The organism is Lysobacter zhanggongensis (assembly GCF_046638635.1).
Lineage (GTDB): Bacteria > Pseudomonadota > Gammaproteobacteria > Xanthomonadales > Xanthomonadaceae > Novilysobacter > Novilysobacter luteus.
The window spans coordinates 1-21880 of record NZ_JBJXHK010000004.1 but is presented as its reverse complement, the minus strand read 5'-3'; the positions used below and the strand labels follow the sequence as shown (position 1 = coordinate 21880).

The window sequence follows — 21880 nt, the reverse complement described above, 5'->3', positions numbered from 1 at the left end:
GACGACACTGCGCGACATGGAATGGACAACGCAACTCGAGGCCGTGTGGGCAACCGCCATCGGCATGGTGCTTGGTGGGCTGGTGGGGCTCGAGCGCGAGCTCAAGGATCGCCCCGCCGGCTTTCGTACCCATATGCTCGTGGCGGGCGCGGCGGCGTTGCTGGTGGGCATCGGGCGGCTGGCGCTGGCCGATGACGGACTGTTCGCCAACACGTCGGGACAATTGCGGATCGACCCGCTCAGGATGGTCGAAGCAGTGATCGCCGGTGTCGCGTTCATCGGCGCGGGCACGATCTTCGCACGTCGCGGCGGCGACACCATCGCGGGCATCACCACGGCCGCGTCGTTGCTGATGGTGGCCGTGGTGGGCCTCGCTGCGGGGTTCCACTATTACGTCCTTGCCGCCGCGGCCACCCTGCTCACCCTGCTGGTACTGATGTTGCTGAACCTGTGCGACCGCCTGTTGAAGCGATCGGCCAAGGGCGGTGGTTAACGCTGATCCACCCGCCCGGTATGGGCCAAAAAAAAAGACGGGCTCCGTGGAGCCCGTCCGTCATGTGCAGCCTGCGACCGATCAGGAGCGGATCGGCACCAGGGTGATCTCGACGCGGCGATTCTGCGCGCGCCCGGCCTCGGTGTCGTTGCTCGCGATCGGGCGGCTCTCGCCGGCGCCGGTGATGATGAACCGGTCGCGCATCAGGCCCTTGGACATCAGGTAGTTGCCGACCGAATCGGCACGACGGACCGACAGTTCCTGGTTGTACGCGTCGGTGCCCTTGCTGTCGGTGTGGCCGGCGACCTCGACGATGGTCTGGTTGTACTCGCGCAGCGTGGCGGCCACGTCGTCCAGCACCGGGTAGAACTGCGACTGCAGCGCCGAGCTGTCGAACCCGAACGTGATGTTGTCGGGCATGTTCAGCGTGATGTTGTCACCCTGACGCACCACGTCTACACCCGTACCAGCCATGCGCTCGCGCAGGGCGCGCTCCTGGCGGTCCTGGTAGTTGCCGATGGCACCACCGGCCAGGCCACCGACGCCGGCACCGACGAGCGCGCGCTGGCGGCGCTCGGTGGCGTCATCGCCACTGAGCAGGCCGGCAACCGCGCCGACCGCCGCGCCGATGATGGCGCCGCGCTTGGTGCGGTCGTTGGCCGGGTCCGGCCCCTGGCCATAGGGGTCCTGCTGGCCGTAGTAGCCGCCACCGGAGGTCGCGCAACCGGCAAGCATGGCGGTCATCACCGCGGCGGCGAGCGAATATCGGATCGAAGTCTTCATAAGTGTCCCTTTTGGCTGTGGCCGTTAACCGGGACAAAGCTAAACACGCCCGCGTATGAGACGGGTGACGGGTGGAGCCGCCTGTTCAGGAAGCAGCCGGATTGCCTGCTCAGCGTTCCACGAACCGCACGCGCCGCGTGATCGAGCACGTCAGCTCGTAGCCGATCGTCCCCGCAGCCAGCGCGATCGTCTCGACCGGCAGCTCGGGGCCCCACAGGGTCACCGGGTCACCCACGCGCGCCTCGGGCACGCCACGCAGGTCGATCGTGACCAGGTCCATCGAGACGCGGCCGACCAGCGGTGCGCGCCGTCCGTTGACGAGCATCGGCGTCCCAGACGGTGCCGCGCGGGGATAGCCATCGCCGTAACCGATGGCCGCAACCCCGATCGGCATGTCCTCCGGACACTCCCAGGTGGCCGAGTAACCCACCCGCTCACCCTTGCGGATGTGGTTGATCGCGATGAGCCGGGTGGCGAAGGTCATCGCCGGCTGCAGGCCGAAGTCCGCTCCGGTCCGCCCTTCCACCACCGACATCCCGTACAGTGCGCCGCCGGCACGGACCCAGTCGGCGTGGGCGTCGGGCCAGCCGAGCACCGCCGCCGAGTTGGCCAGCGAACGCTCGCCCGGCAGCCCCGCCACGGTGTCCTGGAAGATGCGCATCTGCTCGCGGGTCTGGCGACCATGCGACGGACTGTCGTCGAACTCGTCGGAACTGGCGAAATGGTTAAGCAGGCGAATCTCGCCGACCACGCCCGGTATCGCAGACAACCGCGCGTGGGCCTCGCGCGCGTGCTCGGGCGCGAAGCCCAGGCGGTGCATGCCGGTATCGATCTTGAGCCAGCAGCCGATCAGCTCGCCCGGATCGGCCTGCTCGAGCATCTCGAGCTGGCTGGCGTGGTGGATCGCCGAGTCGACGTGCAGGGCACGCATCCGGCCGATGTCGGACGGCTCGTCGAAGCCCGACAGCAGCAAGATCGGCTGCGACACGCCCGCTGCGCGCAACCGCTCGGCATCCGACAGCGCGGCCACGCCGAACGCGTCGGCTCCGGCAAGCGAACGGGCGACGCGCTCCAAGCCGTGTCCGTAGCCGTCGGCCTTGACCACCGCCATCACGCGGCTGCCGGGGGCCCGGCCGCGGACCTGGGCCAGGTTGTGGCGCAACGCGCCGGTATCGATGACGGCGGTGGTGGGTCGGGCCATGCGGTTGCCGGGTACGGTGGGGTTACTCGAAGCTGCCGACCGAATCGTGCGACAGGTTGTCGAAACGGGTGTATTCGCCGAAGAACTTCAGCTTGATCGAGCCGGTCGGGCCGTTACGTTGCTTGCCGATGATGACTTCGGCCAGGCCCTTATCGGGCGAGTTTTCCTTGTTGTAGTAGTCGTCGCGGTAGATGAAGACGATCACGTCGGCGTCCTGCTCGATTGCGCCGGACTCGCGCAGGTCCGCCATCACCGGACGCTTGTCGGCGCGCGTTTCCAGCGAGCGGTTGAGCTGCGACAGCGCGATCACCGGCACGTTGAGTTCCTTGGCCAGGTGCTTGAGCGAGCGCGAGATCTCGGAGATCTCGGTCGCGCGGTTCTCGTTGTTGCCCGGCACTGCCATCAGCTGCAGGTAGTCGATCACGACCAGCCCGAGGTCGTGCTCGCGCTTGAGCCGGCGGGCCTTGGCCCGCAGCGCGTCCGGCGACAGGCCGGGGGTGTCGTCGATGAAGATTTTGGCTTCCTTGAGCATCCGGATCGCGCTGGTCACGCGGCTCCAGTCCTCGTCCTCCAGCTGGCCGCTGCGCAGGCGCTGGGCGTTGACGCGGCCGTTGGAGGAGATCAGGCGCAGCGCGAGCTGGCTGGCCGACATTTCCATCGAGAACACCGCGACCGCCTTCTTGCTCTTGATCGCGGCGTACTCGGCGATGTTCAGCGCCAGCGTGGTCTTGCCCATCGCCGGGCGCGCCGCAAGGATCAGCAGGTCGGTGGGCTGCAGGCCGGCCGTCATCTCGTCGAACTCGGTGTAGCCGGTCGGCAGGCCGGTGACACTGCCGCCGTTGGCATAACGCGTCTGCAGGACGTCGAAGGCTTCCGACAGCGCGGTGTTGATCGCGGTGAAGTCGGTACGCCCCTTGGCGCCGGCCTCGGCGATCGCGAACACCTGCTGCTCGGCGGTCGACAGGATCTCGCTGCTCTCCCGCCCGTCGGGCTGGAAACCGTCATTGACGATGTTGGTGCCGACCTCGATCAGCTGCCGCAGGATCGCCTTGTCGCGGACGATCTCGGCATACGCCTTGATGTTGGCGGCCGACGGCGTGGTGCTGGCCAGCTCGATCAGGTAGGCGCCGCCGGCGACCTGCTCGGCCTCGCCGATCGATTCGAACCACTCACCGAGGGTGACCGCATCGAAGGGCTTGTTCTTTTCCGCCAGCTCGCGGATCGCGCGGAAGATCAGCTGGTGGTCGCGGCGGTAGAAGTCGCGCTCGGCCAGGCTGTCGGCGACGGTGTCGTAGGCTTCCGGCGCGAGCATCAACCCGCCCAGCACCGCCTGCTCGGCCTCGACCGATTGCGGCGGGATGCGGAGCTGGTCGACGCGTTGCTCGGCCCGGGTCTCGAAGCGGGAGTCGCGGAATTCGCCGCGGAAGCCGGGTCGTGCGCTCATGTCGATGCTGTCGTTCCTGGAAAGGCCGTCGCAGACCGGAGCGCGGGCCGAGCGCGCATCCTAGGGCCGAACGCGACGGCCGGGTACGGATAAGTCTGTGGATATCGGGTGGACAGTCGGCCGAGCCACTTGTCCCACGGTGCTGTCGCAGGATATGCGACGCGCCGCGGCGCCCAAAAAAACGAAGGGCGCCTTTCGGCGCCCCCCGGATGGATCCGTTTGCGGTGGCGATCAGGCCACTTCGCCCTCGACCACCACCTTGACGGTGGCTTCGATGTCGGCGTGCAGGTGGATCACGACGTCGTACTCGCCGGTGCGGCGGATGGCGCCCTCACCCATGATCACTTCGGACTTCTCGACCGGGTAGCCGGCCTTGGTCAGCGCCTCGGCGATGTCGCGGGTCGAGACCGAACCGTAGAGCTTGCCTTCGGCGGCGGCATTCGCGCGGATCGTCACCGACACGTCGGCGAGCTTGGCCTGGCGGGCCTCGGCGTCGTCGTGCATGGCCTTGGCCTTGGCTTCGTACTCGGCGCGGCGCGTCTCGAACTCGGCCAGGTTGGCCTCGGTCGCCGGCGTGGCCTTGCCCTGCGGGACCAGGAAGTTGCGGCCGTAACCCGGCTTGACGTCGACCTTGTCGCCGAGCTTGCCGAGGTTCTGCACGTTCTGCAGGAGGATCAGTTGCATGGTGGTGCTCCGTATTCGTTAGCGGGGCGCGTGGCCCCGCAACAGTGCTGTCCGAATGACCGGGAGGTCGATCAGGCGTTGTGGTTGTCGGTGTACGGGATCAACGCGAGGAAACGGGCGCGCTTGACGGCCGTTGCCAGCTGGCGCTGGTACTTCGACTTGGTACCGGTCACGCGCGACGGCACGATCTTGCCGGTCTCGGTGAGGTACTGGCGCAGGGTGTTGAGATCCTTGTAGTCGATCTCCTTGACACCCTCGGCGGTGAACTTGCAGAACTTGCGGCGGCGGAAGAACTTGGACATGTGCGTGCTCCTGGGGGGCGTGATCAGGCGGCTTCGTTGGAATCGTCGGACTTGGCGTCGTCGGACTTCTCTTCCGAACCGGCGTCGGACTTGCCGCCCTCGCCTTCGTTGCTGTCGTCGTCACGGCGGCGACGCTCGCCGCGCTCGGGCTTGTCGCCCTTCTCGTCCTTGAACTTCATGATCAGCGACTGCTCGGTGTCGGCGGCGTCGCGCTTCATGACCAGGTGGCGCAGCACCGCGTCGTTGAAGCGGAAACCGTCGACCAGCTCGTTCAGCACGGCCTGGCTGCACTCGATGTTGAGCAGCACGTAGTGGGCCTTGACCAGGTTCTCGATCGGGTACGCCAGCTGGCGGCGGCCCCAGTCCTCGAGACGGTGGATCTTGCCCTCGCCGCCCTCGATCAAGCCCTTGTAGCGCTCGATCATGGCCGGCACCTGCTCGCTCTGGTCCGGGTGGACCAAGAACACGACTTCGTAATGACGCATGGTGTTTTCCTTGTGGATATCGGCCCCTAGGCCGGACAGCCCCCCTGCCGGCGGGATTCGCGTGCAGGTGGGGCAAGGTTCCCCCGGAAAACCGGAGGAAGCCGGGCATTATGGCAGCTTATGGGGCGCGCAACCAGTGGCGGGACGCGCGGATCGAGCGCCTCTACAAACCGCTCAGGCGACGTCGGCGTCGGTCGTGAAGCTTTCGCCGCAGCCGCATTCGGCACTGGCGTTGGGGTTGCGGAACAGGAACTGCTCGCCCAGGCGCTGCTTGACCAGATCGATCTGGGTTCCGTCGACCTGCGCCAGGCTGATCGGATCGACGTAGATGCGCACGCCGTCCTGCTCGAACACGGTGTCGCCGGCCCGCTCTTCCCTGGCCAGGTCGGCGGTGTGCTGCCAACCGGAACAACCGGTCTTGCTCACGCCGAACCTCAGGCCGATCGCGTCGGGGGTTTCGGCGAGGTAGCGCTGCACGCGGGCAAGGGCGGCGGGCGTCAGGCTGATGGACATGAATACTCCGTAGTGCTGCAACTGCGTGTGGCCGGGCCGATTATAGCGGTGCGGCGGCGGTAACGGCGGCGTGGGATGAACCGCTCCGGTAGACTTCGTCGCTTGATATCGGCCCGCGCCGCGGCGTTTCAAGCCCGGCTGGCGGCGACCCCCTGGAACGAGAAACTGCATGACCACGACAAGTGTGCAACACGCCCTTGAAGGCCGGCTGCCGGTAGGCGGCGAAGTCACCGTCCGCGGCTGGGTGCGCACCCGGCGCGATTCCAAGGCCGGCCTGAGCTTCGTCAACGTCAGCGACGGCTCCTGCTTCGCACCCATCCAGGTGGTCGCGCCGGCCACGCTGTCGAACTACGAGTCGGAGGTGAAGCACCTCACGGCCGGCTGCTCGGTGATCGCCACGGGCGAGCTGGTCGCTTCGCAGGGCAAGGGCCAGGGTTTCGAGATCCAGGCCAGCCGCGTGGAGGTGGTCGGCTGGGTCGACGACCCCGAGACCTACCCGATCCAGCCCAAGGCGCATTCGCTGGAGTTCCTGCGCGAAGTCGCCCACCTGCGCCCGCGGACCAACCTGTTCGGCGCGGTCACCCGCATCCGCGACTGCCTCTCCAAGGCGGTGCACCGGTTCTTCCACGAGAACGGCTACTTCTGGATCAGCACGCCGATCGTGACCACCTCCGACGCGGAGGGTGCCGGACAGATGTTCCGGGTCTCGACCCTGGACCTGGCCAACCTGCCCCGCAACGCCAGCGGCGAGGTCGACTTCAGCCGTGACTTCTTCGGCAAGGAGACCTTCCTGACCGTGTCCGGCCAGCTCAACGTCGAGGCCTACTGCCTTGCGCTGAGCAAGGTGTACACCTTCGGCCCGACCTTCCGCGCCGAGAATTCCAACACCACCCGCCACCTGGCCGAGTTCTGGATGGTGGAGCCGGAGATCGCCTTCGCCGACCTGAAGGAGAACGCGCGCGTCGCCGAGGACTTCCTCAAGTACCTGTTCCGCGCGGTGCTGGACGAGCGCGCCGACGACATGGCGTTCATCGCCGAGCGCGTGCAGAAGGACGCGGTCGCCCGGCTGGAGGCGTTCATCAACGCACCGTTCGAGCAGATCGACTACACCGATGCGATCAAGCTGCTGCAGGCCTCCGGCCAGAAGTTCGACTTCCCGGTAGAGTGGGGCCTGGACCTGCAGACCGAGCACGAGCGCTGGTTGACCGAGCAGCACGTGGGTCGCCCAGTGGTGGTCAGCAACTACCCCGAGCACATCAAGGCCTTCTACATGCGCCTCAACGACGACGGCAGGACGGTCGCGGCGATGGACGTGCTGGCCCCGGGCATCGGCGAGATCATCGGCGGCTCGCAGCGCGAGGAGCGCCTGGACGTGCTCGACGCGCGCATGGCGCAGTTCGGCCTCGACCCCGGCCACTACCAGTGGTATCGCGACTTCCGCCGTTACGGCTCGGTTCCGCACTCGGGCTTCGGGCTGGGCTTCGAGCGGCTGGTTGTCTATGTCTGCGGCCTGTCGAACATCCGCGACGCGATCCCCTACCCGCGTGCGCCCGGCACGGCCGACTACTGACAGGCGGCGACGGTGATCCTGTTCTTCGCCCTGCTCTTCCTCGCCCTGGCCATCGCCGGGGCCACCGCGTTCGTGATCTTCTGGCCGTTGATGCTGGTCCATGTGCGCGACCGCCACCCGACGCTGCTGGCCGAGCTGGGCGCCAACGCGTTCGCGCGGCCGTCGGCATGGGCCTGGTTGCTGCGCGGTGGCTATCGATCGGCCGGGGACCGCAACCTGGACGGCCTCGCCACGCCGGCGCGGATCGCCCTTTCCACGATCATCACCGGCCTGGTCGGGGCCGGGACCCTCTACCTGCTTTCACTGGTGGCCGCATGACTGACGAGACGCCGCGGGCGACCCGCGAGGAATGGTGGTTGGCGACGATCGGCCGGACCGTGGTCTGGGCCCGCCTGCGGGTACGCGAGGCCGGCACCGCCGAGGTGTTCGACAGCGATGGCGCCACCCTGTCCTACGACAGCGAGGACAGCGCGCGCGCCGCGCTGATGGACGCCGAGTTCAGCGCCTTCGACGGCATGGACGAGGACGACGCGGCCGCCCGTGGATTCACCCTGTCGGAGCTCGAGCCCCCGGCCGGCAGCGACGAGGAATTGCCCGCGCGGATGCTGCGCAAGCTGCCCGTCCGCCACTGACCCGACCCGGCGCTTCCGGGAACCGAGGAGACCGACGATGGACCTGAACCTCACCGGCCGGCACGCGCTGGTCTGCGGCGCCAGCCAGGGCATCGGCCTGGCCACCGCGAAGGCACTCGCCGGCCTGGGTGCCGATGTCACCGTCCTGGCACGGCGCGAGGAGGTCCTGCGCGACGTCGTCGCCGCACTCCCCCGCCAGCGCGCCCAGGCACACGGGTGGATTGCGGCCGACGCCAGTCATACCGAGGAATTGCGTGCCCGGGTCGAAGCCCTGGTGGCCGGCAAGCCCGTCCACATCCTGGTCAACAACAGCGGTGGCCCCGCCCCGGGCACCATCCGCGGCACCGACCCGGCCGCGTTCGAGGCCGCCTACCGCCAGCACCTGCTGGCCAACCACGTGCTCGCCGAGGCGGTGGTTCCGGGCATGGAGCGCGACGGCTACGGCCGCATCGTCAACGTCATCTCGACCTCGGTGAAGGAACCAATCCGCGGGCTGGGCGTGTCCAACACCACCCGCTGGGCGGTCGCCAGCTGGGCCAAGACACTGGCCACCGAGCTGGCGCCGCGCGGCATCACCGTCAACAACGTGCTGCCGGGCTCAACCGAGACGCCGCGAATCGAGCAGATCATCACCACCAGCGCGGAGCGCACCGGACGCAGCCGCGAGGACGTCTTTGCTTCGATGGTCGCCGACATCCCGCTGGGCCGCTTCGCCCGGCCGGAGGAGACCGCCAACGCGGTCGCCTTCCTGTGCTCCCCGGCCGCGGCCTATATCACCGGCGTCAACCTTCCGGTGGACGGCGGCCGCACACGCTCGCTCTAGCCCGCGCGCGCCGGCAGGCGCCGGCGGTCAGTCCAGCCGCAGGCGGGCGTCGCCGGAGAAGGTCTCGACCGAGATCTCGCCGTCGCCACTGCCGTAGCGGTGGCGGAAACTGGCACCGGGGCCGTGGCGCGGCCGCTCGATACGCGCGTCGGGGGCGACCAGGTCGCCGCTGAAACTTTCGCCGCGTACTTCCGCCGACAGGTTGGCCGGCAGGCGCAGGTCGACATCGCCGCTGACGCTTTCCATCGAGATCTCACCGCCGGCGGCGAGGGCCGCGCGCAACTCGAGGTCGCCCGACACCGAGGTCGCCGACACCGATCGCACCAGCGACTCGTGCACCTCGATCACGGCGTCGCCGGAGACCGTCTCCAGGTCCACCTTGCCGTCGAGCCGTCCGCCCAGCCGGATGTCGCCGCTGACGCTGGCGATGTCCACATCACGGCTGTTGGACGTCACCCGCAGGTCGCCGCCGACGGTTTCGACCGACAACTCGCGCGGCGCGCCGACCAGCACCACGTTGCCGCTGACGCTGTCGATGGACACCTCGGCCGGGGCGACGCCCACCACATCGATGTCCGCCGCCACCGAGTCGATCTCCAGGTCGGCGCGCAGCGGCACCATCACGTGCAGCCGGGTCGGGCCGGTGTTGTCGCCCGACAGGAAACCGAGCCCGCCGCGCCGCGGGTATTTCACCCGCACGCTGAGGCTGCGGTTGTCGCCGTCGATCTCGAGCTTCTCGACGCCCTCGCCGAGCGAACCGGTGATCCGCACCTCGGCGCGGTCCCAGGCCTCGACGTCGATGCGGCCCTTGAGGTTGTCGATCTCGATCCGGCCGTCGGGGTCGAGCGCACGGGTCTCGTCGATCGGCGTATCAGCCCAGGCAGCGGTTGCCGCCGCCAGCAGGGCGAAGGCGATGGACGGGGCGAGGATTCGGTGGCGGACAGTATTCATGGCGGGGCTCCGGTCAACTGAGGGCGGCGCGCTGCGCGAGCGCAAGCCGCTGGGTATAGGTGCGGCGCAGCTGCTGCAGGAGCAGTCGCGAGTCGGGGTCGTGGGCCAGCGCGTCGAGGATGAGACCGGCGCTGCGGTCCAGCTCGTCCAGGGCGGCGCTGTAGGCGTGGTCGCTGTCTGGCGCGACCCGGGCGGTGCCGAGTTCCATGAGCGCGGCGTCGTACTGCCGCGTCATGCCGGCAACTTCGCGCTCGACCAGGGTGACCGGCACCGTGGCGTCCGGACGGGCGACCTGGACGGAGACCGGCTCGCCGGCCTGCCACCAGCCTACAACCCCGACCACCGCGAGCAGGCTTGCCGCCAGTGCCACCGGAAGGACGAAACGGTTGCGACGGGGCGCGGCCAGCGGGCGCGCCAATGCGGCTTCGATGCCCGGCCACAGATCGCGGTCGGGCGCCTGGTCGCGGCGTAGCGCCCGCAACTGCCAGCGCAGCGGGTCGCCCGTCGCGTCGTCGCGCAGGTTGTTGTTGTCATCGTTCATGCATGTGCTCCCAGCCGCTCGCGCAACAGGCTGCGCGCGCGGTGCAACTGCGCCTTGGAACTGCCTACCGCCATGCCCAGCTCGGTCGCGATCTCTTCGTGTTTCCAGCCTTCCACGTCGTACAGCACCAGCACCGCCCTGGCTCGCGGAGGCAGGCTCGCCACGGCGCGCTCCAGGTCCATCGACAGCGCGGTGGTGTGGCCGGCCGAGTCGGTCGCACCCAGCAGCTCGAAGGCGTCATCGTCGCCGTCGTCCTGCGGGCGCGAGCGGCGCCTGCGCAGTTCCATCAGCGCGGTGTTGACCGCCAACCGGTGGAGCCAGGTGGAGAACGCCGCCTCGTACCGGAACTCCGGCAACGCCTGCCACGCGCGCACGAAGGCTTCCTGGGTCAGATCGTCGGCGCGTGCGCCACGGCCACCGACCAGTCGCACGATGACGCCATGCACGCGACCGGCATGGCGCCGGTACAGCGTCTCGAAGGCCGCGACCCCGCCTTTGGCAGCAGCCGCGACCAGCAGCCGGTCGTCATCGACCGCGCCCGCGTCATCGGCGCGCTGCCCGGCGTCTGCCCGGGGCTTCGCATCGTTGTGGCTCGGGAGGTCGATCACGGCGGTCAGCATAGTCACTCGGATGAGCCGGGGCGGCGGATGGTTTAACTCCGTGCGGTAGCGCATGCAAAAGACGGATGCCGGGGTGCGCGCTAAGCTTCCCCGATGCGCCTGACCCACTGGATCGACGGCAAAGCACGCGAGACGGCCAATGGCCGCTCGCAACCGGTTTTCGATCCGGCCAGCACCCGGCCGTTCGCCGAGGTCGCCCAGGGCGACGCCACCGATGTCGATGCGGCTGTGGAGGCAGCACGTGCGGCTTTCCCGACATGGTCCGCCCTGCCAAACAGCGCCCGCGCCCGTTGGCTCGAAAAACTGGCCGATGCGCTGGAGTCGCGGTTGGAGGCGTTCGCCCAAGCCGAATCGCGGGATGGCGGCAAGCCCATCAAGCTTGCGCGCGAAGTCGAGATCCCGCGTGCCATCAGCAACCTGCGCTTTTTCGCCCATGCCGCGACCCAGTTCGCCAGCGAGTCCCACCACGGGGAGGCCGGCCTCAACTACACCCTGCGCCCCCCGTTGGGCGTGGTGGCGACCATCTCGCCCTGGAACCTGCCGCTCTACCTGCTGACCTGGAAGATCGCGCCGGCGCTTGCGGCCGGCAACACCGTGGTGGCCAAGCCGTCGGAGATCACCCCGGTGACGGCGACGATGCTGGCGCAGCTGGCGGCCGGGATTGGCTTCCCGCCCGGCGTGCTCAACATCGTCCACGGCCTCGGGCCCGAGGTCGGCGAACCGCTGGTACTGCATCCTGCGGTCAAGGCGGTGTCGTTCACCGGCAGTACCCCGGTCGGACGCCGCATCGCCGGTCTGGCGGCGCCGCTGCTGAAGAAGGTCTCGCTCGAGCTGGGCGGCAAGAACCCGACCCTGGTATTCGCGGACAGCGACTGGCGCGATCATCTGGACACCCTCGTGCGGTCGGCATTCCAGAACTCCGGGCAGATTTGCCTGTGCGGCTCACGGATGCTGGTGGAACGCCGCATCCAGGTCGAGTTCCGCGAGGCGCTGGTCGAACGCGCGACCGCCCTGCGCATCGGCGACCCGATCGACGAGGACACGCAGCTCGGCCCACTGGTCTCGCAGGCGCATTTCGACAAGGTGATCACCGCGATCGCGCGCGCACGCGACGAGGGCGGACGCGTGCTGTGCGGCGGCACCGTGGTCGACCGGCCGGGCTGGTTTGTCGCTCCCACCGTCATCGAGGGGCTCGGGCCGGACTGTGCCAGCAACCGCGAGGAGATCTTCGGGCCGGTCGTGACGCTGCAGCCGTTCGACGATGACGACGAGGCGCTCGCGCTCGCCAATGCCGGCGACTACGGGCTGGCCGCCTCGGTCTGGACCCGCGACCTCAACCGCGCCCACCGGCTGGCCCGCGACCTGCGCGCCGGCATGGTCTGGATCAACACCTGGCTGCAGCGCGACCTGCGCACGCCGTTCGGCGGCACCGGCACATCGGGGCTTGGCCGCGAAGGCGGCGCCGAAGCGATGCGATTCTTCACCGACGCCAAGAACGTCGGCCTACGACTGGACTGAGACACGATGCCTTCACTTTCCGAACTTCTTCGCCATAACCGCGAATGGGCCGACCGGGTCAGCGCCGAGGATCCCGGCTTCTTCGAACGGCTGTCGCGCCAGCAGGCACCCGAGTACCTCTGGATCGGCTGCAGCGATTCACGCGTGCCGGCCAACCAGATCATCGACCGCGCACCGGGCGAGGTGTTCGTCCACCGCAACATCGCCAACGTCGTCGTGCACACCGACCTCAACTGCCTGTCGGTGATCCAGTTCGCGGTCGACGTGCTGAAGGTCAAGCACATCCTGGTGGTGGGCCACTACGGCTGTGGTGGCGTGCACGCCGCGCTGCACGGGCGCCGCCTTGGGCTGTCGGACAACTGGATCCGGCATGTCGCCGACGTTGCCGAGCAGCACAGCGACGCGCTGTGCAACTTCAACGACGACGAGCTGCGGCACGACCGCCTGTGCGAGCTCAACGTGCTCGAGCAGGTGGTCAACGTCTGCCACACCACCGTCGTGCGCGATGCCTGGACGCGCGGGCAGTCGCTGGCCGTGCACGGCTGGGTCTACACCCTGCGCGACGGCCGGGTCCACGACCTGGGCATCGACGTCAACGCGTCCGAGCGGTTGCCCGGGAAGTACGCCGACGCCCTCGCCCGGATCCGCGTGGACAAGGAGGACCGCTGACATGTCCGGCGGCATCCGCGCCAGCGCGGCGCCACGGCCGGTCGGCGCGTATCCGCACGCCCGGCGGGTCGGCAACCTGCTGTTCCTGTCCGGCATCGGCCCGCGTGACCCCGCCACCAACGCCATCGCCGGCAACGTGCATGACGCCGAGGGCCGGCTGGTCGCCCACGACATAGGTGCCCAGGCCCATGCCGTGTTCGCGAACGTGCGCGCAGTGCTCGAGGCCAGCGGCGCGCGCTGGGAGGACCTGGTGGACGTCACCGTCTACCTCACCGACATGGCGGGCGACTTCGCCGGCTACAACGCGGTGTGGGCGCAGTATTTCCCCGACATCGACGCCGCCCCGTGCCGCACCACCCTGGGTATCGACGCACTGCCGACGCCGATCGCCATCGAGCTCAAGTGCGTCGCCGCCCTGCCTGCCTGACGGAGAACTGCCATGCCGCTGCCCGCCCCGATTGACCTGCAGGCGTGGATCGAGGAACACCGTGACCTGCTCAAGCCGCCGGTCGGCAACAAGTGCATCGTCGACGACGACTACATCGTGATGATCGTCGGTGGCCCCAACGCCCGAACCGATTACCACTGGGAGGAAGGCCCGGAGTTCTTCCACCAGCTGGAAGGCGAGATGGTCCTGCGCATCCAGGAGGACGGCATACCGCGCGACGTGCGCATCCGCGCCGGCGAGATGTTCTACCTCCCGCCGCGGGTGCCGCACAGCCCGCAGCGGATGCCCGGGTCGGTCGGGCTCGTGATCGAGCGCAAACGCCTGGCGCACGAGGACGATGCGCTGATGTGGTTCTGCATTAACTGCAACCACAAGCTCTACGAGGAAACCTTCCACCTGGTCGACATCGAGCAGGACTTCTTCCGGGTGTTCGAGAACTTCTACCGCGACGAGGCCCTGCGCACCTGCGCCCACTGCGGCACCCTCAACCCACGGCCGTCGCGCTACGAGCTGGACGCCGACTCGCAGGCCGACATCACCTAGCGCCCTGCTGGCCCGCCCACCCGACGCTCCGGCATGATGTGACGATGCTCAAGATCGATACCCACGCCCATTACCTGCCACGCGACTGGCCCGACCTGGCGCGCAAGTACGGCGAGAACCGCTTCCCGGTGATCCACCACACCGAGGATGGCCGGCACCGCATCTACAAGGACGGCAAGTTCTTCCGCGAGATCTGGTCCAAGACCTGGGACCCGCAGGAGCGCATCGACGACTACGCCCGCTACGGCGTTCAGGTCCAGGTACTGAGCACGGTGCCGGTAATGTTCTGTTACTGGGCCCGGCCGCACCACGCGCTGGAGCTGCACCAGGCGCTCAACGACCACATGGCGCAGACCTGCCGCGACTACCCGCGGCATTACGCCGGCATCGGCACCGTGCCGCTGCAGTCGCCGCGGCTGGCGACCCAGGAACTGGAGCGCTGCATGGACCAGCTGGGCCTGCAGGGCGTGCAGATCGGCAGCCACGTCGGCCTGGCCGACGGTGGCAACTGGAACCTCGACGCGCCGGAGCTGTTCGGGTTTTTCGAGGCCGCCAGCGAACTCGGCGCGGCCATCCTGGTCCACCCGTGGGACATGATGGGCACCGACACCATGCCCAAGTACTGGCTGCCGTGGCTGGTCGGGATGCCGGCCGAGCAATCGCGCGCGGCCTGCTCGCTGGTCTTCGGCGGGGTGCTGGAGCGGCTGCCGAAGCTCAAGATCTGCCTGGCCCATGGCGGCGGCTCGTTCCCGTACACCATCGGCCGCATCGAGCACGGCTTCAACATGCGCCCGGACCTGGTCGCCACCGACAACCCGCGCAACCCGCGCGAGTACCTGCAGCGGCTCTACTTCGACTCCTGGGTGGCCGACCGTGCCGCGTTGCGCTATCTGCTCGACACCTGTGGCGTGGACCGGGTGATGCTGGGCACCGACTATCCGTTCCCGCTGGGCGAGCAGGCGCCCGGCGCCGGCATCGATGCGCTGGAACTGGATGCCGGCCAGCAAGCGCGGCTGTTCCACGGCACCGCGCTGGAGTGGCTCGGCCTGCCGCCGTCCCGCTTCGCCTGACACCCCGCCCCGCAAAGGACCCCATCCGAAGTGACCAATCCGTACTCGCTCGACCACGCCCGCTCGCTCGATGCGACCGACCCGTTGCCCACGCGCCGCGCCGAGTTCCACGTGCCCCGGCACGATGACGCCGACCAGGCCTATTTCGTCGGCAACTCGCTCGGGCTGCAGCCGCGCGGCACCCGCGCCCAGGTGGAGGACGTGCTGGACAAGTGGTCGATGGAGGCGGTGGAGGGTCATTTCCGCGGGCACTCGCAGTGGCTGAGCTACCACGGGCTGATGCGCGAGCCACTCGCCCGGCTGGTCGGGGCGAAGCCGCTGGAAGTGGTCGCGATGAATTCGCTGACCGCCAACCTGCACCTGATGATGGTCAGCTTCTACCGCCCGACCGCCGAGCGGCCGGCGATCCTGATCGAGGCCGGTGCGTTCCCGTCGGACCGGTACGCGGTGGCTTCGCAGATCGCCTTCCACGGTTTCGACCCGGCCACCGACCTGATCGAACTGGAGCCCGACCTGCCCGGTGGTCTGTTCTCGATGGAGGCGATCACAGCCGCCATCGAAACGCACGGCCACCGGCTCGCGCTGGTACTGTGGCCGGGCGTCCAGTACCGCACCGGCCAGTCGTTCGACCTGCGCGAAGTCACCCGGCTCGCGCATGCCCAGGGCGCCCGCTGCGGCCTGGACCTCGCCCACGCGGTCGGCAACATCGAGTTGTCGTTGCATGACGACGGCGCCGACTTCGCGGTCTGGTGCCACTACAAGTACCTCAACAGCGGGCCGGGGGCGGTCGCCGGCTGTTTCGTCCACGAGCGCCATGCGCATAGTGGCGTGCAGCGGTTCGCCGGCTGGTGGGGCCACGAGCCGGCCAGTCGTTTCCGCATGGGCCCCGACTTCGTGCCGTCCGAGGGCGCCGATGGCTGGCAGCTCAGCAACCCGCCGATCCTGGGCCTTGCGCCGCTGCGCGCCTCGCTTGACCAGTTCGACGCGGTTGGCATGCCTGCCCTGCGCCAGAAATCGCTGCGGCTGACCGGCTATTTGCAGCAGTTGATCGACGAACGCCTGGCCGACACGCTTGAGGTGGTGACTCCGCGCGACCCGGCACAGCGCGGCTGCCAGTTGTCGATCCGCGTGCGCGGCGGTCGTGAGCAGGGCCGCGCACTGTTCGACCACCTCGCCGCGCACGGCGTGCTGGGCGACTGGCGCGAGCCGGACGTGATCCGCATCTCGCCGGCACCGCTGTACAACACCTTCGAGGACGTGTTCCGCTTCGCCCATGCCGTCGAAGCCTGGCGCGATGCCGGGCGCTAGCCCCATGACCACCGATCCGGGAAGAGGTCCGCTCCGTTGAACCCACCGAACGACAGGCACCTCACCATCATCGGCGCCGGCCTGGCCGGTGCCGTGCTCGCCACCCTGCTCGCCCGCCGCGGCTGGGACGTCGAGGTCTACGAGAAGCGCGACGATCCGCGCAAGCGCGACCTCGAGCGCGGCCGGTCGATCAACCTCGCGCTTGCCGAGCGCGGCCGCAATGCGCTGCGCCAGGCCGCGGCCGACGAAGCGGTGATGGCGCAGGCGGTGATGATGCGGGGACGCATGGTGCACTTCGCCGACGGCCGCACCGACCTGCAGCGCTACGGTCGCGACGACAGCGAAGTGATCTGGTCGGTCCACCGCGGCGAACTCAACCGGATCCTGCTCGACATCGCCGAGCGCGCCGGCGCCAGGCTCCACTTCGACCTCGGCCTGCAGTCCGTCGACTTCGACAACCGGATCGCCCATTACGGTGGCCGGGACGGCCAGTCGCGCGCGATCCCGTTCCGCACCCTGATTGGTGCCGACGGTGCCGGTTCCTCGCTGCGCCAGGCCATGGCGGCGGAGACCGACCTGCGCGAGCGCAGCGACTTCCTCGACCACTCCTACAAGGAACTCGAGATTCCGCCATCGCCCGGCGGCGACTTCCTGATCGAGCCCAACGCACTGCACATCTGGCCCCGCGGCCGCTACATGTGCATTGCGCTGCCCAATGACGAGCAGACGTTCACCGTCACCCTGTTCCTGCCCAACGCGGCCGACCCCGAGACCGGCGTGCCGGGCTTCGACACCATCCGCACCGGCGCCGACGCGCGTGCGCTGTTCGACCGCGAGTTCCCCGACGCTTCGGCGCTGATCCCGCGGCTGGAGCAGGATTTTGACGGCAACCCGACGGGCGTGCTCGGCACGCTGTACCTGGATCGTTGGCACTTGGACGGGCGCGCCGTGCTGGTCGGCGACGCCGCGCATGCCATGGTGCCGTTCCACGGCCAGGGCATGAACTGCGCGTTCGAGGACTGCGTCGCGCTGGCCGAACACTTGGACCGGACCGCCGACCGCGCCACCGCATTCGCCGCGTTCCAGGCCGAGCGCTTGCCCAACGCCCGCGCGATCCAGCACATGGCGCTGGAGAACTACCTGGAGATGCGCGACCGGGTCGACGACGATGATTACCTGATCCAGCGCGCACTCGAACGTTTGCTGGCCGAGCGCCATCCCGACCGCTTCGTGCCCCGCTACGCGATGGTCACGTTCCGGCACATTCCGTACGCGGTGGCGCTGGAGCGCGGCAACATCCAGCGCGAGCTGCTGGTGGAGCTGACCCGCGGCCACCAGCGCCTGGATACGCTGGACTGGGATTCAGTGGACGCGGCCGTGCGCGCGCGCCTGGCGCCGTTGCCCGGGGACGACCGGCCCGCATGATGCCGGGCACGCCCGCGCGCGCCCTGCCGTAGCCCAACCGAACCCGCCCATGCCCGCCAGCTTCCTGTTCTACGACCTCGAGACCTTCGGCGCCGACCCGCGCGGCAGCCGGGTCGCCCAGTTCGCGGCAATCCGCACCGACACCGACCTCAACCAGGTCGAAGAGCCGATCAGCATCTTCGTGCGCCCGGCCGACGACCTGCTGCCTTCGCCCACCGCGACCCTGATCACTGGCATCACGCCGCAACACGCCCTGAGCGAGGGCATGGCCGAGGCCCATGCGTTCGCGCTGATCTGCGAGGAGATGTCGCGGCCGGAGACCTGCAGCCTCGGCTACAACTCGCTGCGGTTCGACGACGAGTTCGTCCGGCACGGGCTGTTCCGCAACTTCTTCGACGTCTACGAGCGCGAATGGCGCGGCGGCAACTCGCGCTGGGACCTGCTGGATGTGCTCCGCTTCGCGCACGCCCTGCGCCCCGAAGGTCTGGCCTGGCCCACACGCGAGGACGGCGCGACGTCGTTCCGGCTCGAGCACCTGGCCGAGGCCAACTGCGTCCGCGAGGGTGATGCCCACGAGGCGCTGTCGGATGTGCGCGCCCTGATCGGCCTGGCGCGCAAGCTCAAGGCTGCCCAGCCGCGGCTATGGGACTACGCGCTGCGCCTGCGCGACAAGCGGTTCGCCGCGAGCCTGCTCGACACCGTGGCGATGACCCCGGTGCTGCACATCTCGCAGCGGTTCCCGGCCAGTCGTCTGTGCGCGGCGCCGATGGTGCCGATTGCCCGCCACCCGCACATCGACAATCGGGTGGTCGCGTTCGACCTGGGCCAGGACCCCGGCCCGTTGCTGGCGCTGGATGCCGAAGCAATCGCCGCACGGCTGTACGTGCGCAGCACAGACCTGCCCGAGGGCGTCGAGCGCATTGGCCTGAAGGAGATCCACCTCAACCGGAGCCCGGCTTTGTCGGCCTGGAACCACCTGCGCCCGGCTGATTTCGCCAGGCTGGGCATCGACGCGGCGTTGGCCGAAAGCCGCGCCGCAACGATCCGCGACGCCGGCCCGGACCTGGCCGAAAAGGTCCGCCAGGTGTTCGCGCGCAATCGCGAACACACCCCCGGCGATCCGGACGGGAGCCTGTACGACGGCTTCATCGACAGCGCCGACAAGCGCCTGCTCCCGCAGGTACGCGCGACCGCGCCCGAAGCGCTGGGCGGGGCGAACTTTGGGTTCCGCGACGCCCGCCTGCACGAACTGCTGTTCCGGTACCGCGCCCGCAACTGGCCGGAGACCCTGTCCCCCACCGAGCGTGCGCGGTGGAACGACTACCGCCGCAGGCGCCTGCGCGATGACGCTGCCGGCGCCGAGTACGGTTTTGCGCGGTTCGACGCCGAGCTGGCCGAACTCCGGACCCTCCACGCCGGCAATCCCGCAAGCCTGGCCCTGCTGGACGAGATCGAGGCGTGGCGCGGCGACATCGAGCGCAGCCTGGCTTGATCCACGACAGTTCAACGTCAGGCATCCACGGCTAGGATAGGCGCCATGTCCACGTACTTCAGCGACAGGTCGTTCCGGTTCCTGCGGGCGCTGGCGCGCAACAACAACCGGACCTGGTTCCACGCGCACAAGGCCGACTACGAGGCCCAGGTCCGGGCACCGTTCCAGCAGTTGCTGACCGACCTGCAACCCATCATTGCCGGCATCAGCCCACACTACCGGTCCGACCCGCGGACAGTGGGCGGGTCGATGTTCCGCATCCAGCGCGACACGCGCTTCGCCAACGACAAATCGCCGTACAAAGGCTGGCAGGGCGCGCGGGTTTTCCACGAGCGGCGCCGGCAGGTCGCCGCGCCATCGTTCTACATCCACCTGCAGCCGGGCGAATGTTTCGTCGGCGCCGGCCTGTGGCACCCGGAAACGCCTACCGTGCGCCGGGTCCGGCATTTCATCGTGGACAATCCGGCCGGCTGGAAAGCCGCGGCCCACGGCACCCGTCTGCGCCGGCGGTTCCGCCACGACGACAGCGAGATGCTGGTACGCATGCCGGCGGGGTTCCCGTCCGATTTCGAGTTTGCCGACGACCTGCGGCGCAAGAACTTCGCCGCGTTGCGTCCGCTGGGCGACGACACGATGACCGGCCCCCGCCTGTTGGCAACGCTGCGGAGCGACCTCGAAACGCTCGCCCCGTTTGTCGACTACCTGTGTGCGTCGCTGGACCTGGAGTTCTGAATGAAGAAGTGGCTCGCCCTCCCCGTCCTCGCCCTCGCGTTGCTGCTCGCCTACGTCGTTGCCGGCCCGTTCCTGGCCTACAACGGCATCCGCGACGCCGTGCAGGCCCAGGACACCGGCGCGCTGGCGCGCCACGTGGACTTCCCGGTGTTGCGTGCCAACCTCAAGGCGCAGGTCGACGACTACGTGGTGCGCCGTGCCGGCCCCGATGCCCAGGCGAGCCTGTTCGGCGCCGTCGCGGTGCGCATCGCCAGTGGACTGGCGGGTGGCGCGGTCGACACCATGGTCACGCCAGCCGGCATCGGCGCGCTACTGCAGGGGCGCGCGGTGTGGCACCGCGCCAGTGGCGGTGGCGTCACCGGCAACACCTATGAGCACGCATCGCCGGGTGATCCGTTGCGCGAACCCGATTACGGATTCGATTCCCTGTCGCGCTTTACCGCCACCGTCGAGGACGGCAACGGCGAGCCGGTCACGTTCGTGCTGACGCGCGACGGCCTGCAGTGGAAGCTCACCGACATCCGGCTGCCGATCAGCGCGGTCGACTGATCACCCCGGCGTCAGCCGGTCGGCTTGCCCACCGGCAGGACGGGATTGGCGATGCCGTGCGGGACGTGGCCGGCGGTCACCAGCCCACGGGCCGACTCGATGTTGTGCTCGGAGTCGTCGAAGAAGATGTCGGCCCCGAACGCGTCCAGGAACGGGCCTTTCGGCCGGCCACCGAGGAACAGCGCCTCGTCCAGCCGGATGCCCCATTCGCGCAGCGTCCGGATCACCCGCTCGTGTGCAGGCACCGACCGTGCGGTGACCAGCGCGGTACGGATCGGCGACGCCTCGCCGATCGGGAATGCCGCCTGCAGCCGGTGTAGTGCATCGAGGAACCCGCGGAACGGCCCACCAGAAAGTGGCTCACCTGCGCGCGTGCGCTCGTGCTCGGCAAAGGCCTCCAGCCCACCCTCGCGCGATACCCGCTCGCCCTCGTCGTCGAAAATGACGGCGTCACCATCGAACGCGATCCGCAATTGGTCATGACGGTGCTGCGGCGCCTTGGCCGGCAGCAGCGTGGCCGCCGCGACCCCCGCTGCCAGCGCGCTGCGTACGTCCTCTGCATGGGTCGACAGGAACAGGTCGGCACCAAACGGGCGGATGTAAGGAAAGGGCGGAGCGCCATTACTGAACGCGGCACGCCGGATCGAGAGGCCGTGGTGGGCGATGGAATTGAAGATGCGCAGCCCGGTGTCGGCCGAGTTGCGCGAGATCAGGATCACCTCGACCCGCGGCGCATCCGGCGGGGACCCGTCGTTGAGGCCCAGCAGTTTGCGCACCAGCGGGAAGGCCACGCCCGGTTCAAGCAGGTCGTCCTCGTGGCTGCGCTGGAACGCGGCGTAGGCATCGAGGCCCTCACGCTCGAACAGCGTGTGGCTGTCCTCGAGGTCGAACAGGGTGCGCGAAGAGATCGCGACAATCAGCGGATCGGCTTGTGCGTCGGGCATGGAGCCATTCTGCAGGATCGCGGTCTCGTGGGATGAGAACGGTTCTGGCGTGGTGTGCTATTTCGGGTGATGGGATGGATACGCGGTGCTTGTGGGGACGTTACCTGGGGGTTGGTGGGGATGGGGTGCGCGGGGGCCCG

Annotated in this window: 26 protein-coding genes; 15 read left to right on the top strand and 11 right to left on the bottom strand. The window is 68.8% G+C overall.

Features of this window, described 5'->3' with window-relative positions:
- Positions 1-16 precede the first annotated feature (16 nt).
- Positions 17-493, top strand: coding sequence for an MgtC/SapB family protein (locus ACKVMH_RS01510; RefSeq protein WP_215218058.1), 477 nt, complete (start codon positions 17-19; stop codon positions 491-493).
- Between the two features lie 81 nt (positions 494-574).
- Here ACKVMH_RS01510 and ACKVMH_RS01505 read toward each other — a convergent pair whose 3' ends face one another.
- The 7 genes from ACKVMH_RS01505 to ACKVMH_RS01475 all read right to left on the bottom strand — a co-directional run bounded on the left by ACKVMH_RS01505 (position 575) and on the right by ACKVMH_RS01475 (position 5905).
- A complete protein-coding gene (locus ACKVMH_RS01505) occupies positions 575-1276 on the bottom strand; it encodes an OmpA family protein (protein ID WP_412698980.1) in 702 nt (233 codons plus the stop codon).
- Positions 1277-1385: 109 nt separating this feature from the next.
- Positions 1386-2477, bottom strand: coding sequence for an alanine racemase (gene alr, locus ACKVMH_RS01500; protein ID WP_412698979.1), 1092 nt, complete (start codon positions 2475-2477; stop codon positions 1386-1388).
- Between the two features lie 22 nt (positions 2478-2499).
- Positions 2500-3921: a replicative DNA helicase gene (locus ACKVMH_RS01495; RefSeq protein ID WP_215218061.1), complete on the bottom strand. Its 1422-nt coding sequence runs from the start codon at positions 3919-3921 to the stop codon at positions 2500-2502.
- A 231-nt stretch (positions 3922-4152) separates the two neighbouring features.
- Positions 4153-4605 carry a 50S ribosomal protein L9 gene (gene rplI, locus ACKVMH_RS01490; RefSeq protein ID WP_215218062.1) on the bottom strand — a complete coding sequence of 151 codons (453 nt, stop codon included), beginning with the start codon at positions 4603-4605 and terminating at the stop codon, positions 4153-4155.
- Between the two features lie 71 nt (positions 4606-4676).
- On the bottom strand, positions 4677-4907 hold the full coding sequence (gene rpsR, locus ACKVMH_RS01485) for a 30S ribosomal protein S18 (protein ID WP_031372470.1): 231 nt from the start codon (positions 4905-4907) through the stop codon (positions 4677-4679).
- A gap of 23 nt (positions 4908-4930) precedes the next feature.
- The gene (gene rpsF, locus ACKVMH_RS01480; RefSeq protein WP_215218063.1) at positions 4931-5392 is read right to left on the bottom strand and encodes a 30S ribosomal protein S6; all 462 of its coding nucleotides are present in this window, start codon (positions 5390-5392) and stop codon (positions 4931-4933) included.
- Between the two features lie 174 nt (positions 5393-5566).
- Entirely contained in the window at positions 5567-5905 is a 339-nt protein-coding gene (locus ACKVMH_RS01475; RefSeq protein WP_412698978.1) for a HesB/IscA family protein, read from the bottom strand.
- Positions 5906-6074: 169 nt separating this feature from the next.
- Here ACKVMH_RS01475 and asnS point away from each other — a divergent pair, with 169 nt between their 5' ends.
- The 4 genes from asnS to ACKVMH_RS01455 are packed head-to-tail and all read left to right on the top strand — an operon-like array spanning position 6075 to position 8930.
- Complete coding sequence (gene asnS / locus ACKVMH_RS01470; RefSeq protein ID WP_215218065.1) at positions 6075-7475, top strand: asparagine--tRNA ligase; 1401 nt, start codon at positions 6075-6077, stop codon at positions 7473-7475.
- 12 nt (positions 7476-7487) lie between these two features.
- Positions 7488-7793: a hypothetical protein gene (locus ACKVMH_RS01465; RefSeq protein WP_412698977.1), complete on the top strand. Its 306-nt coding sequence runs from the start codon at positions 7488-7490 to the stop codon at positions 7791-7793.
- A complete protein-coding gene (locus ACKVMH_RS01460; RefSeq protein WP_412698976.1) occupies positions 7790-8107 on the top strand; it encodes a hypothetical protein in 318 nt (105 codons plus the stop codon). The genes ACKVMH_RS01465 and ACKVMH_RS01460 overlap by 4 nt, the downstream gene beginning before the upstream one ends.
- Before the next feature lie 37 nt (positions 8108-8144).
- Complete coding sequence (locus ACKVMH_RS01455) at positions 8145-8930, top strand: SDR family oxidoreductase (protein ID WP_215218068.1); 786 nt, start codon at positions 8145-8147, stop codon at positions 8928-8930.
- A 27-nt stretch (positions 8931-8957) separates the two neighbouring features.
- Here the strand turns inward: ACKVMH_RS01455 and ACKVMH_RS01450 are convergent, their stop codons facing one another.
- The 3 genes from ACKVMH_RS01450 to ACKVMH_RS01440 are packed head-to-tail and all read right to left on the bottom strand — an operon-like array spanning position 8958 to position 10940.
- Positions 8958-9881 (bottom strand): DUF4097 family beta strand repeat-containing protein, encoded by a 924-nt coding sequence (locus tag ACKVMH_RS01450; RefSeq protein ID WP_412698975.1) that lies wholly within the window; start codon positions 9879-9881, stop codon positions 8958-8960.
- Positions 9882-9894: 13 nt separating this feature from the next.
- Positions 9895-10422, bottom strand: a complete 528-nt coding sequence (locus ACKVMH_RS01445) for a hypothetical protein (protein ID WP_412698974.1) — start codon at positions 10420-10422, stop codon at positions 9895-9897.
- Positions 10419-10940 (bottom strand): RNA polymerase sigma factor, encoded by a 522-nt coding sequence (locus tag ACKVMH_RS01440; RefSeq protein ID WP_412699015.1) that lies wholly within the window; start codon positions 10938-10940, stop codon positions 10419-10421. The genes ACKVMH_RS01445 and ACKVMH_RS01440 overlap by 4 nt, the downstream gene beginning before the upstream one ends.
- A 195-nt stretch (positions 10941-11135) precedes the next feature.
- On the opposite strand from ACKVMH_RS01440, the gene ACKVMH_RS01435 reads away from it, so the two are divergent.
- The 10 genes from ACKVMH_RS01435 to ACKVMH_RS01390 are packed head-to-tail and all read left to right on the top strand — an operon-like array spanning position 11136 to position 20796.
- Positions 11136-12560: an aldehyde dehydrogenase gene (locus ACKVMH_RS01435; RefSeq protein ID WP_412698973.1), complete on the top strand. Its 1425-nt coding sequence runs from the start codon at positions 11136-11138 to the stop codon at positions 12558-12560.
- A gap of 6 nt (positions 12561-12566) precedes the next feature.
- On the top strand, positions 12567-13229 hold the full coding sequence (gene can / locus ACKVMH_RS01430; RefSeq protein WP_215218072.1) for a carbonate dehydratase: 663 nt from the start codon (positions 12567-12569) through the stop codon (positions 13227-13229).
- A 1-nt stretch (position 13230) separates the two neighbouring features.
- Complete coding sequence (locus ACKVMH_RS01425; RefSeq protein WP_215218073.1) at positions 13231-13656, top strand: RidA family protein; 426 nt, start codon at positions 13231-13233, stop codon at positions 13654-13656.
- A gap of 12 nt (positions 13657-13668) precedes the next feature.
- Entirely contained in the window at positions 13669-14220 is a 552-nt protein-coding gene (locus tag ACKVMH_RS01420) for a 3-hydroxyanthranilate 3,4-dioxygenase (RefSeq protein ID WP_412698972.1), read from the top strand.
- 44 nt (positions 14221-14264) lie between these two features.
- Positions 14265-15290 (top strand): amidohydrolase family protein, encoded by a 1026-nt coding sequence (locus ACKVMH_RS01415; RefSeq protein WP_412698971.1) that lies wholly within the window; start codon positions 14265-14267, stop codon positions 15288-15290.
- A gap of 30 nt (positions 15291-15320) precedes the next feature.
- Complete coding sequence (gene kynU, locus ACKVMH_RS01410) at positions 15321-16598, top strand: kynureninase (RefSeq protein WP_412698970.1); 1278 nt, start codon at positions 15321-15323, stop codon at positions 16596-16598.
- A gap of 36 nt (positions 16599-16634) precedes the next feature.
- Positions 16635-18023, top strand: a complete 1389-nt coding sequence (locus ACKVMH_RS01405; protein WP_412698969.1) for an FAD-dependent oxidoreductase — start codon at positions 16635-16637, stop codon at positions 18021-18023.
- Between the two features lie 49 nt (positions 18024-18072).
- Positions 18073-19515 (top strand): exodeoxyribonuclease I, encoded by a 1443-nt coding sequence (gene sbcB, locus ACKVMH_RS01400; RefSeq protein WP_412698968.1) that lies wholly within the window; start codon positions 18073-18075, stop codon positions 19513-19515.
- A gap of 45 nt (positions 19516-19560) precedes the next feature.
- Complete coding sequence (locus ACKVMH_RS01395) at positions 19561-20247, top strand: DUF2461 domain-containing protein (RefSeq protein WP_412698967.1); 687 nt, start codon at positions 19561-19563, stop codon at positions 20245-20247.
- Complete coding sequence (locus tag ACKVMH_RS01390) at positions 20248-20796, top strand: DUF2939 domain-containing protein (protein WP_412698966.1); 549 nt, start codon at positions 20248-20250, stop codon at positions 20794-20796.
- A gap of 11 nt (positions 20797-20807) precedes the next feature.
- Here the strand turns inward: ACKVMH_RS01390 and ACKVMH_RS01385 are convergent, their stop codons facing one another.
- Positions 20808-21740 carry a 5'-nucleotidase gene (locus ACKVMH_RS01385; protein ID WP_215218081.1) on the bottom strand — a complete coding sequence of 311 codons (933 nt, stop codon included), beginning with the start codon at positions 21738-21740 and terminating at the stop codon, positions 20808-20810.
- Positions 21741-21880 lie beyond the last annotated feature (140 nt).